Annotated in this window: 11 protein-coding genes; 9 read left to right on the top strand and 2 right to left on the bottom strand. The window is 64.0% G+C overall.

What is annotated here, in order from left to right; genetic code table 11:
• Positions 1–57: 57 nt before the first annotated feature.
• The 4 genes from D3M59_RS06365 to ribA all read left to right on the top strand — a co-directional run bounded on the left by D3M59_RS06365 (position 58) and on the right by ribA (position 5,198).
• Positions 58–2,394, top strand: coding sequence for a DNA translocase FtsK (locus D3M59_RS06365; protein ID WP_119532600.1), 2,337 nt, complete (start codon positions 58–60; stop codon positions 2,392–2,394).
• An 88-nt stretch (positions 2,395–2,482) separates the two neighbouring features.
• Positions 2,483–3,106 carry a LolA family protein gene (locus D3M59_RS06360; protein WP_119532598.1) on the top strand — a complete coding sequence of 208 codons (624 nt, stop codon included), beginning with the start codon at positions 2,483–2,485 and terminating at the stop codon, positions 3,104–3,106.
• Positions 3,107–3,423: 317 nt separating this feature from the next.
• Positions 3,424–4,158 (top strand): exodeoxyribonuclease III, encoded by a 735-nt coding sequence (locus tag D3M59_RS06355; protein ID WP_407695436.1) that lies wholly within the window; start codon positions 3,424–3,426, stop codon positions 4,156–4,158.
• Positions 4,155–5,198, top strand: coding sequence for a GTP cyclohydrolase II (gene ribA / locus D3M59_RS06350; protein WP_119532594.1), 1,044 nt, complete (start codon positions 4,155–4,157; stop codon positions 5,196–5,198). The genes D3M59_RS06355 and ribA overlap by 4 nt, the downstream gene beginning before the upstream one ends.
• Before the next feature lie 3 nt (positions 5,199–5,201).
• Here the strand turns inward: ribA and D3M59_RS06345 are convergent, their stop codons facing one another.
• Positions 5,202–5,858: a YggS family pyridoxal phosphate-dependent enzyme gene (locus D3M59_RS06345; RefSeq protein WP_119532592.1), complete on the bottom strand. Its 657-nt coding sequence runs from the start codon at positions 5,856–5,858 to the stop codon at positions 5,202–5,204.
• Positions 5,859–5,880: 22 nt separating this feature from the next.
• On the opposite strand from D3M59_RS06345, the gene D3M59_RS06340 reads away from it, so the two are divergent.
• Positions 5,881–6,438, top strand: a complete 558-nt coding sequence (locus tag D3M59_RS06340; RefSeq protein WP_119532590.1) for a thiamine phosphate synthase — start codon at positions 5,881–5,883, stop codon at positions 6,436–6,438.
• Here the strand turns inward: D3M59_RS06340 and D3M59_RS06335 are convergent.
• A complete protein-coding gene (locus tag D3M59_RS06335) occupies positions 6,435–7,082 on the bottom strand; it encodes a hypothetical protein (RefSeq protein WP_147416714.1) in 648 nt (215 codons plus the stop codon). The two genes, D3M59_RS06340 and D3M59_RS06335, sit on opposite strands and share 4 nt — an antisense overlap.
• A 262-nt stretch (positions 7,083–7,344) precedes the next feature.
• Here D3M59_RS06335 and D3M59_RS06330 point away from each other — a divergent pair, with 262 nt between their 5' ends.
• From D3M59_RS06330 to holA, 4 genes are read left to right on the top strand one after another with little or no spacing between them, the layout of a single operon-like run.
• The gene (locus D3M59_RS06330; RefSeq protein ID WP_119532586.1) at positions 7,345–7,779 is read left to right on the top strand and encodes a DUF3576 domain-containing protein; all 435 of its coding nucleotides are present in this window, start codon (positions 7,345–7,347) and stop codon (positions 7,777–7,779) included.
• Between the two features lie 12 nt (positions 7,780–7,791).
• Entirely contained in the window at positions 7,792–10,317 is a 2,526-nt protein-coding gene (gene leuS / locus D3M59_RS06325; protein ID WP_119532584.1) for a leucine--tRNA ligase, read from the top strand.
• The gene (gene lptE / locus D3M59_RS06320) at positions 10,314–10,808 is read left to right on the top strand and encodes an LPS assembly lipoprotein LptE (RefSeq protein WP_119532582.1); all 495 of its coding nucleotides are present in this window, start codon (positions 10,314–10,316) and stop codon (positions 10,806–10,808) included. Before leuS ends, lptE begins: the two co-directional genes overlap by 4 nt.
• Entirely contained in the window at positions 10,805–11,827 is a 1,023-nt protein-coding gene (holA, locus tag D3M59_RS06315) for a DNA polymerase III subunit delta (RefSeq protein ID WP_119532580.1), read from the top strand. The genes lptE and holA overlap by 4 nt, the downstream gene beginning before the upstream one ends.
• The last annotated feature ends 9 nt before the right edge of the window (positions 11,828–11,836 follow it).

The following is an 11,836-nucleotide window of genomic DNA, read 5'->3' as shown; positions in this document are numbered from 1 at the left end:
GGAGTCCGCCCGAAGGCACAATTAGCGAACAAATGTTTATCCGGGGGAAATGACGTCATGGCGACGGCGGCGCAGCGTGCGCAAAAGAAAGATCTTGGGCCCGACTGGCGCGAGACCTTGTCGGCGTCGATCCGGTCGTTCGTACGCAAGACCGCTGGCGTGGCGCTGGTCGCGCTGGCGATTGCGCTGGGCGTGTCGCTGGTGACGCATAACAGCGTTGATCCCAGCCTGACGACTGCCGCCGGCGGACCGCCGACCAACTGGATGGGCAGTTTCGGTGCCTATTCAAGTGACGCGCTGCTGTTCCTGTTCGGGCCAGCCGCCGCTCTTTTCCTGCCGCTCATCGCGCTTGCGGGGCTGCGCATGGTGCGCGGCGTCGACACCGGCCGAATAGGCCGAGCGCTGCTGATCGCCGCGCTGGGTGTCGGCCTGATCGGGATGGCCTTGGGGTTGTACGCAGGGACCGCGGTATCGGGGCTTCCGGCGGGCTATGGCGGAGTACTGGGCTTGGGCGGCGCCTATGGAGTTGAGGCGGCAGTCAGCCTGGCGAACAATCCGGCAATCGAGGGCCCATTGCGGCTGGCCCTGATGGCCCTGCTCACCCTTGGCGGATTCGTTGTCGGCTGGCTGGCGCTGGGTATTCGCCCGGAGGAGAAGGATTGGGCCGCCGAAAAGCTGAAGCGCGACCGCGTTGCCGCGCCTCGCCCGCGCCGGACGCGCGAAGTCCGGAACGACGACGGCGAAACTGTCGCGGCGCCGCCACGGTCCCGCCCTGCGGTCGCGGTCACCGAACCTGCCAAGGCCATCGCCCCCGCAGCCAAGCCCGGAGCCCGCAAGGGCAAGGTCGCAGGCGCCGGCCAGGCGAGCCTTGCACTCGGAGACAATTTTCAGCTGCCCGCGCTCGACTTGCTCGCAGCGGCGCCGGAAAAGGGTAAGAATACCATCGACCGCGCCGGGCTGGAGCGGAACGCCCGGCTGCTGGAAAGCGTGCTGGAGGATTTCCACGTACGCGGCGACATCGTCGAGGTTCGCCCCGGGCCCGTGGTCACCATGTACGAACTGGAGCCGGCAAGCGGCATCAAGGCCAGCCGGGTCATCCAGCTGGCCGACGACATTGCCCGCAACATGTCGGCCTTGTCTGCGCGCGTCGCAACCATTCCGGGCCGAAGTGTGATCGGCATCGAGCTTCCCAATCAGAAACGCGAGACGGTCAGCCTTTCCGAACTGATCGGCAGCCAGGCGTTCGAAGACCAGAACATGTCCCTGCCCCTGATCCTGGGAAAGAATATCAGCGGCGATCCGGTCATCGCTGACCTGGCGCCGATGCCGCACCTGCTGGTCGCCGGCACAACAGGTTCGGGCAAGTCGGTCGGCCTCAACTGCATGATCCTGTCGCTGCTGTACCGGATGAGTCCGGACGAGTGCCGGATGATCATGATCGATCCGAAGATGCTGGAACTGAGCATTTACGACGACATCCCCCACCTGCTGGCGCCGGTCGTCACCGAGCCCGGCAAGGCGATCCGCGCGTTGAAATGGACCGTCGAGCAGATGGAAGAACGCTATCGGATGATGGCGAGCCTTGGCGTCCGCCAATTGGCCAGCTTCAACGCCAAGGTGCGCGACGCCAAGGCCAAGGGATCGCGCCTCGGCCGGCGGGTGCAGACCGGTTACGATGCCGATACCGGTCAGCCGGTCTACGAAACCGAAGAACTGGAATATGAAATCCTGCCGCAGATCGTCGTGGTGGTCGACGAGCTGGCCGATCTGATGATGACGGCGGGCAAGGAGGTGGAATTCCTCATCCAGCGGCTAGCGCAAAAGGCACGCGCGGCCGGCATCCATCTCATCATGGCGACGCAGCGCCCGTCGGTCGACGTCATCACCGGCGTCATTAAGGCGAACCTGCCGACCCGAATCAGTTTCCAGGTGACCAGCAAGATCGATTCGCGCACCATCCTTGGCGAACAGGGCGCGGAGCAACTGCTCGGCAAAGGCGACATGCTGTATATGCCCGGCGGCAAGCAAATCCTGCGCGTCCATGGCCCCTTCGTCAGCGACGAGGAAGTGCGGGCCGTTGCCGAGCATTGGCGTCGGCAGGGCGTGCCCGACTATATTCAGGCCGTTACGGAAGAGCCAGAGGACGGGGGATATCTGTTCGACGGGCAGCCTGTCGGCGACGACGACCCCGAGACTCAGCTGTACCGCAAAGCAATCCAGATCGTCGCGGAAAGCCAGAAGGCCTCGACCAGCTACCTGCAGCGGCAGATGCGGGTCGGCTACAACAGCGCGGCTCGCCTGATCGAGCGGATGGAGAAGGACGGGCTGGTCGGCCAACCAGACCATGTCGGCCGGCGCGAGGTCCTGATCGACACCGAGGGACACCCCATCTGAGCCTGAACGCCAGGGAACCCATGGGTTCAGGAGGCATTCAAGGCCCGAGCGCCATGACGGGCGACAATCGAACCTGACGGAGAATGACATGAGTTTTGCCACCAACTTCGCGCGCGCCTTCATACCGATAGCGCTGGTCGCGACCGTGGCGGCGCCCGCCCCCGCAGCGAATTCGGCCGACCTCAAGATGGTCGAGGCGAGCCTTGCGGCGACGACGTCGATGACCGCCAACTTCCTTCAGACCGACGGCAAGGGCCGGCAAATGGCCGGAACCCTGCAACTCAAGCGCCCGGGCAAGATCCGATTCGCATATGGCGGCGGGGTCAATATGCTGCTGGTCGCCAATGGCAAGACACTGAGCTTCATTGATTATGACGTCGGGCAGAAGTCGAGCTGGCCGATTTCCAAGTCACCGCTCGCCGTCCTGCTGTCGCCCAATCCGGACCTGGGCCGAATCGCGCGCATCCAGCCAAGCGATAGCCCGCAGGTCGTAGTCGTTCGCGCTCGCGATGCGCGCCGGCCGGAATTCGGCACGCTGGTGCTCGCCTTCCAGCGCTCGCCGGGCGCACCGGGCGGCCTCCGCCTCGAAGGCTGGACGGCGATCGACGCGCAGAACAAGAAGACGACGGTACGCCTCTCCAACCAGCGCTACAACGTCGGGGTACCGGATAGCGCGTTTAACTATGCGGAGCCGAAGCGCAAAAAAGCGTAGCAATCGAAAACGGTTAAGCTTGGCGACAGCTTCGTTGAGCTATCCGTCAGGCTAGATCGTTGTCCGCCGGGGTTTCCCCCTGTTACCCGGGTTACGCAATGATCGCCTTGCGTGACGAACGCTTGGTCGGCCCTTGCTCCATGCCCCCGGAGCAAGGGCCTTTTCGTATCAATCCGGAGGAGCGATGCGAGTAGGCGCGCCGTGCGCGGAGCCACTTGGGGACTTTTGCAACGGACAAAAACTCCGCTACCGGCAATAACGTGACCAAGCTCAAGATCGCCTCCTGGAACATCAACAGCGTTCGTGCCCGTGCGCATATCGTCGAGCGGTTCCTCGACGAGGAGCAACCGGACATCCTCTGTCTTCAGGAAACCAAGGCACAGGACATCGTCTTTCCGGCCGCGCTTTTCCATGCGCGCGGCTATGTTCATCACGAACTTAATGGCCAGAAGATGCATCATGGCGTCGCAATCTTGTCGCGCCTGCCGCTACAGGACAGCGGGCGGCACGACTGGCAGGACAATGGTGAGGCGCGGCACGTCGGCGCGCGCCTAAACTGCGGTATCCGCCTGGAGAATGTCTACATCCCGGCGGGCGGCGATATCCCCGATCGGACGCTCAACCCCAAGTTCGGACAGAAGCTCGACTTCATCGAGCGCATGACGCGCTGGTCTGAAAAGTTGGCTGAGCCGACTTTAATCGTTGGCGATTTTAATATTGCCCCGCTGGAATGCGACGTGTGGAGCCACAAGGCGCTGCTGGACGTGGTCAGCCATACGCCCGTCGAGGTCGAGACGCTGGAACGGCTCCGGCAGGCACATGACTGGGTCGACTTAGGCCGCAAGTTCATCCCGGCGCCCGAGCGCAACTTCACTTGGTGGAGCTATCGGGCGCAGGACTGGGCGGCGAGCGATCGGGGACGGCGGCTCGACCATATCTGGGCCAGTCCGACTCTGGCGGAACAGGCGGTCGCGCATCGCGTGCTGGAGCCGTGCCGCGGCTCGGAGCGGCCATCGGACCATGTCCCGCTGGTCGTCGAGCTCGAGGTTTGACGGCGGCCCCAGCCATCGAGCAGGCAATTGCCGCGCTTCGCGCCGGCCGCGCGGTGACCGTCGGGTCGAGCACCATCCTTCCGGTCGAGACTGCAACCCAGGCGACGCTCGATCTCCTCGATGCCAAGGGCCGCGCACCGATGCTGATCAGTGCGCAGCGCGCTCATGCGCTCGGTCTCGGCAACGAACGCGAGGCGGCGCGCGACGGGCCGGTCGAGATCAGTCATTGCGAATGGCTCGATCGGGATGCCGCGCGCCGGCTGGCCGACCCTGGGCTCGATTTCGACCGGGAGCCGATCGGGCCGCTGACCGCCATTGCCGTGGAAAAGCCGGACGAGGCGCAGGCGGCGCTTACGCTGGCGCGCCTAGCCGGACTTCTGCCTGCGCTGTGGCTGATAGACGATGCTTCCGCCGTCTCCTTGCTGCCCGCCGATATTGCCGGGGCGGTCGCACGGCCCGAAGCGATGATCGTTGCGCGCGCCCGGCTGCCGCTCGACGATTTGCCGCCCAGTCAGATGGTCGCGTTCCGCGATTCGGCAAGCGGCGAGGAACATGTCGCGCTGGTCGTCGGGGCATTCGACGGGAAGCCGCCGCTTGTTCGGTTGCACAGCGAATGCCTGACTGGCGACGTGTTCGGCAGCCTGAAATGCGATTGCGGACCGCAATTGAAGGAAGCACTGCGCATCATTGGCGCGGAAGGCGGCGGAGTGTTGCTGTACCTGCGTCAGGAAGGGCGCGGGATCGGGCTGGCCAACAAGCTTCGCGCCTATGCGCTACAGGATCGCGGACTCGACACGGTAGATGCCAATCGACGGCTGGGCTTCGCCGACGATGAGCGGGGCTATGGCATGGCGGCAGCGATCCTGCGCGCACTAGGCATCGACCAAGTGCGGCTACTGACCAACAATCCCAACAAATTGACCGGGCTTGGCGATCACGGAATTGAGGTGGTCGAGCGGGTGGCGCACCACATGCCGGTCAATCCGCACAACGCCGATTATATCGCGACCAAGCAGGACCGGAGCGGCCACTTGGCCTAGCGATCAGTCACCGAAAAGCGCCGATCCGACGCGGACAGCAGTTGCGCCGAGCATGACCGCAACCGGATAGTCGCCCGACATGCCCATGCTTAGCCCCTTGACGCCATGACGCCGCGAGAGATCGGCTAGCAGGGCAAAAAAAGGTCCGGGTTCCAAGTCTTTAGGCGGCATGGCCATGAGGCCGGCGAGCGGTAGCTGCGAGGCACGAACGGCGTCTAGCAGGTCGCCGAGCCCGCCGATCGCTACGCCGCCTTTCTGCCCCTCTCCACCGATATTCACCTGCACATAAACGATGGGATAGCGCCCTGCCTTCGCACCGGCCGCGACGAGCGCCTCGAGCAAGGATGCGCGGTCGAGCGAATGAATGACATCGAACAACTCGACCGCCTCCGCAGCCTTGTTCGACTGCAGTTGTCCGATCATGTGCAACCGGATTCCCGGATGCGCCTGCCGAAGCGCGGGCCATTTCTCCGCCGCTTCGGCAACCCGGTTCTCGCCAAAGTCAGTCACGCCCCTCGCAATCAGGTCCTCGATCGCCGCTACGTTGTGCCGCTTGCTGACGGCAACTAGCGTGACGTCCCCGGCATTGCGCTGGGCGGCTCTGGCCGCGCGCGCGATCTGATCGCGGACTTCGGCGAGGCGGGTTGCAGCATCGGTCATCGGGGGCGCTATAGAAAGTCGCATGGCAGCGAACCAGCCCCGATGGCCGAGCGAATGGCTGATGACCGACGAGCGGATGGGCGACCGGCTGTTCGAAGCCATCGGCCGGATGCCGCGAGGCGGGGGGATCGTCTTCCGCCATTACGGGCTTGGGGCGGAGCGGCGGCGGCAATTGGCGCATGAGATCGCGGCCGCCGCTAGGAAACGCGACTTGCAGATGGCGGTGGCTGAAGACGTTGTGCTGGGCGACGAAGTCGGCGCCGTCTTGATTCACAATCCAGCCAGAGACCCTGGAAACCGATCCTTTTCGCGCTCTGCGCACTCAGAGGAAGAAGTCCGCGATGCGGTCCGGGCCGGCGCATCGCTCATCTTTCTCTCGCCGATTTTTCCAACGCGGTCCCATCCCGATCGTGCGCCGTTAGCGCCCGAGGAGGTCAGGCGGATTTTGGCCGACTGCCCGGCCCGGGTGATTGCACTGGGCGGGATGAACCGGGCACTCTTCTTACAAAGCGAGCAAGCGGGCTTCTACGGTTGGGCGGGGATTGATGCCTGGCTGAGCCAGACCAACGGCCAGTATTAAAACTTGAATGCCGTGCCGACGTAGACGGCCTTACTGTCGCGATGGTCGTCGGCAAGCGCCGGGACCTGGTCGCGTTCGATCTTGTAACGGACGCCGCCGGTTAGCGCGATGTTGCGACTTATGCTGTAGGCGCCACCGACATCGACCGACACGCTGTCCGGCCGAGTCAGGGCAGCAACTCGGCTATCGTTGCGCTCGCCCCCGACCGCGACGCGGCCAGTGAACTTCTTGAGATTGTAGCTAACTCCGACGATCGCGCTTTCCCGCGTACCGATCACTGGATCCGGACTGCTGGTGCGCGAAACGTCACCAGAAACCGCGAGCCGTTTCCAGCCGACCGCCATGCCAAGGTCATAACGGGTCGGTGCTAGACTGCTGAGCGGAGCCGCTACCGCAACATCGACCGGACGGGCCGGCCTCGTCGGACCGCTGGCCCGCACCGCGACTCGCAGCTGGCTCGGACGCCCCTTGGCCGCGGCGGGCGTGAAGCGGAAATCGGACATCGACGACTCTCGTCCCGCAAACATCGCGGCCAGACGCGGGTCGGCCCCGGCGGGAGTGAAGGACGAAATCTTGTCGAAACTCAACGCGATGGCAGGCGGACGGTTCTTTGCGGCGGCGGCAAGTCCGATAGCGGGAGTCATGACGAACGCCATGGTTGCAAGCGCCAGCGCCGCCTTCCCTCCCGATGTTGCCACCCTGCTGAACACCGTAAAACACACTCCCGTTCGCCTGGGGATATAGCCCCGGGAACCTGTCGGTTCCATGACCGGAGTCGATTCAGCATACGCCTGTTGCCGAGAGTCCACAAACGAGTCCGCCACTGTCCTAAAATCTGTCGCTTGCCGGGACGGGGCTAGCATCTATAACGCCTCTACGAAGAGCCTCACATCGAAGAGAGACCGCATGTCCCGCCTCACCTTTACCGTCGCCGCCGTGATCGCTGCCGGCGTTGCCCTGACCGGTTGTTCGAAGAACCGGGACGTCCCGACCCAGCTGGCGCCGTCGAAGATGACGATGATCGGCGTGAACAGCTACCTGTGGCGAGCCGCAGTCGACACGCTGTCCTTCGCTCCGCTAGTGACGGCCGATTCCAACGGCGGGGTCATCGTGACCGACTGGTATAGCAATCCGCGCACCCCCGGCGAGCGCGTCAAGCTGACTGTTTCGATCCTCGACCAGGACCTGCGCGCCGATGCGCTTCGCGTCGCGGCTAGCCGCCAAGTCAATCAGGGCGGCTCGTGGGTCGATGCGCCGGTCGCAGCGGCAACCGTACAGAAGCTTGAAGACATCATCCTGACCCGCGCTCGCGACCTTCGCCGCACGACCGTCGGCGGGTAAGGCGTCGCAACCATGACCGACCGCTTCGACCCGGCGGTTGCCGACCGGCGCTGGCAGCAGCGCTGGGCGGATGCCGGGAGTTTTCATGCCGACAGCAATTCGCCCAAGCCCAAATCCTATGTGCTGGAGATGTTTCCCTATCCGTCGGGGCGCATCCATATGGGCCATGTCCGCAACTACACGATGGGCGACGTGCTGGCCCGGTTTCGCCGGATGCAGGGATTTGAGGTGTTGCACCCGATGGGCTGGGACGCATTCGGCATGCCTGCCGAAAACGCCGCGATGGAGAAGAAGGTGCATCCGGGCACCTGGACCCGCGCCAACATCGCCGCGATGCGCGAGCAGCTGCAGCGGATCGGCTTTGCGCTCGACTGGAGCCGCGAACTGGCGACCTGCGAACCTGATTACTACGGCCACGAGCAAGCGCTGTTTCTGGACCTGATGGAGCACGGCCTGGTCTTCCGCAAGGAAAGCGAGGTCAACTGGGACCCGGTTGACATGACCGTGCTGGCCAACGAGCAGGTGATCGACGGCAAGGGCTGGCGATCCGGGGCGCCGGTCGAACGCAAGAAGCTGAGCCAGTGGTTCCTGAAGATAACCGATTTCGCCGAGGAGTTGCTCGACGGGCTGAAAACGCTCGACGAGTGGCCCGACAAGGTCCGGCTGATGCAGGAAAACTGGATCGGCCGTAGCCAGGGGCTGCAATTCTGCTTCCGCCTTGCCGGCAACCCGCCTGGCGGCGCGAATTGCGACGTCGATGTCTTCACCACGCGTCCAGACACCATTTTCGGTGCAAGCTTCGTCGCCATTTCACCGGGGCATCCGATTGCCGAGGCTCTTGCCGCGGACAATCCCGCAGTTGCCAATTTCGTCCGCAAGGCGCGGGCCGGTGGGACGAGCGCCGCCGAGGTCGAAACGGCGGAGAAGCTGGGCTTCGATACCGGACTGGAAGTCATCCACCCGCTGGATCCCGACTGGCGCCTGCCTGTGTGGATCGCAAACTTCGTGCTGATGGATTACGGCACCGGCGCGCTGTTCGGCGTACCCGCCCATGACGCGCGCGATTTCGAATTTGCCAAGAAGTATCATTTGCCGATCCGTCGCGTCGTCGCGGCGTCGATCGACGATGCGAACGCGCCGGTCGTCGAGGCCGAGGGCGGCGACGGCATAGCGGTCAATTCGCAATTCCTCGACGGGCTCACCACCGCACAGGCCACCGCCGAAATCGTGCGGCGCGCCGAAGCCGCAGGCTGGGGCCAAGGCAAGGTGCAGTATCGCCTGCGCGACTGGGGTGTTTCGAGACAGCGTTACTGGGGGACGCCGATCCCTGTTATTCATTGCGAATCCTGCGGGCCGGTCGGCGTCCCGCGTGAGCAATTGCCGGTTGTCCTGCCCGAGGACGTTGCCTTCGATATTCCGGGCAACCCGCTCGACCGGCACCCGACTTGGGGCAGGGTCGATTGCCCGCGTTGCGGGACTCGGGCCCGGCGCGAGACCGACACTCTCGACACTTTCGTCGATTCCAGCTGGTACTTTATCCGATTCGCCAGCCAACCTACCGACCTTCCGTTCGACCGGGCCGAGGCAGAGAAATGGCTCCCTGTCGGCCAGTATATCGGCGGCGTGGAGCACGCGATTCTTCATTTGCTCTACGCGCGCTTCTGGACCCGTGCGCTGCAGCGGATGGGTAAGATTTCGGTCAAGGAACCGTTCCGCGGGCTCTTCACTCAAGGGATGGTGACTCACGAAACCTACCAGAGCGCCGACGGCCGCTGGCTCAATCCCGAAGAGATCGATGTCGGTGAAGGCGGTACGCTGATCGAGCGGGCAACAGGCGCGGGCGTTACCCGCGGCCGCGTCGAGAAAATGTCCAAATCGAAAAAGAACACGGTGGATCCGGAGCCCATACTGGCGCGCTACGGCGCCGACGCGGTTCGCTGGTTCATGCTGTCGGATTCACCGCCGGAACGTGATCTTGAGTGGTCCGAAGGTGGCATCGAAGGCGCGGCGCGTTTCGTCCAGCGCGTTTGGCGGCTAGCCATGGCCCCGACCGGCAATCAAGGCGAGGACAAAGCCCTACAGCGAAAGCGCCATCGCACGGTGGCCGCCGTCGGCGAGGCATTCGAGGGCCTGCAATTCAACAAGTCGGTCGCCGCACTGTACGAGCTGACCAACGCCATCGAGAAGGCAAAACCGTCCGCTACCCGCGACGAGTCGATCCGCACCTTGTTGTTGCTAGTCGCGCCAGGTGCGCCGCACCTTGCCGAGGAAGCTTGGGCCGCACGCGGCGAACAGGGCATGATCGCCGATGCGACGTGGCCTGTCTTCGACCCGGCGTTGCTAGTCGAACAGGAAGTGACCATCGCCGTGCAGATTAACGGCAAGCTGCGCGATACGCTGGCCGCGCCGAGGGGCCTTCCAAGGGACGAGGCCGAGGCATTGGCGCTGGCCTTGCCAAAGGTGCAGTCGCAGCTGAACGGTGCAAGCCCGCGCAAGGTGATTGTGGTTCCTGACCGCTTGGTCAATATCGTCACATGACCCGCGTACTCGCTCTTGCTGCCTTGCTGACGCTCGGGGGATGCGGCCTCCAGCCGATGTATGCGGGAGGATCGACCGGTGTTGTTGCGACGAGCCTGTCGGCGGTGCAGGTCGCACCGATTCCCGAGCGGGCCGGCTGGCTTGTCCGCAATGCACTAGTTGACCGGTTGGGCGGCGAGCCCGTTAGCGCGGCATACCGCCTGGATGTCGAGCTCGACGACGATTTGACCGGCTTTGGCATACGCGGCGACAGTTCCGTCTCGCGGGAGCGCCGAACATTGCGCGCCCGCTACCGCCTGGTCAAACTGTCGACCGGTGAGGTGGTGCTCGACGCGACTGCCGGCTCGGACGCGGGGATCGACGTAGTCAGCAGCGAATATGCGACGGTTGCCGCCGAGCAGACCGCTCAGGAGCGGCTGTCGCAAGTCGTTGCCGACCAGATGGTCGCGCGTCTAGCGCTGTTCATGCGCAATCGCGCACCGGGACGATGAAGGCCGTCAAGGCCAACCTGTCTCGCGCGCTCGATCGGCCGGACCCGGCGATCCGCTTCTACTTGTTCCATGGACCCGATGAAGCAGGGTCTCGTTCGCTTGCTATCCAATTGCTTAAAGGCCTTGGAGACGCGGAGAAGTTCATCGTCATGGGGCAGGCCGTGAAGTCGGACCCCGCAGCGCTGGCCGATGAGGCGGGCGCGATGGCATTATTCGGGGGCAAGCGCGCTATCTGGATCGAGCCAGCCGGCGATGAGATTTCGGAGGGCGTTGAAGCACTGCTGGAAACGCCTGCAAGTGAAAGCGCAGTAATCGCGCTGGCTGGCCAGCTGCGGAAGTCTTCCCCCTTGTTGAAATTGGCTGAGTCTCATCGGCTGGCCTTGTCGCATATCTCGTATGTCCCAGAGGGCCGTGACATGGAGCGGGTGGTCGCGGAACTGGCGCACCAAGCCGGGCTGCGGGCCAGCCCGGATGTCGCCCAACGGATCGCGTCGGCGTCCAACAGCAACCAAGCCATCGCCGCTCAAGAGATTAAAAAGTTCGCCCTGTTTCTGGGCGCGTCGCCCGTCGAACAAATGGAACTTGATCATTTGACGATCGACCTGCTCGGCGCAGACAGCGCGGAGGGTAACCTCATGAAGCTCGGCGATCTCGCGCTCGGCGGGAAGATGGAAGAGCTGCTCGACGAGTTGGCACGCATGCCTCAAGGTGGCGGGGAAGCTATACCGGCGCTCCGCGCATTGCAGCGGCGATTGCTTATGATCGCGCCCTTGCGGACCCGGGTGGAGCAAGGCGAGAGTATCGATGCCGCCTTGACGTCAATGGGTAAATCGTTGTTCTGGAAGGATAAACCATTACTCCAGCGGCTCCTGACTAATTGGTCAGCTGCCCGCATCGCGGAGGCGGCGTCGCGCGTCGCAACCCTTGAACGGCAGCTGATCTTCAGTGGTGTGGATACAGAGACGGCGTTGGGCGAAACGATGATCACGCTTGCTCGGGCAGGTGCCCGGCGGCGCTAAGGCGTCAAG

Source organism: Sphingomonas edaphi (assembly GCF_003583725.1).
Lineage (GTDB): Bacteria > Pseudomonadota > Alphaproteobacteria > Sphingomonadales > Sphingomonadaceae > Sphingomicrobium > Sphingomicrobium edaphi.
The sequence above is the reverse complement of the archived record's forward strand: the minus strand, read 5'-3'. Positions and strand labels throughout refer to the sequence as shown.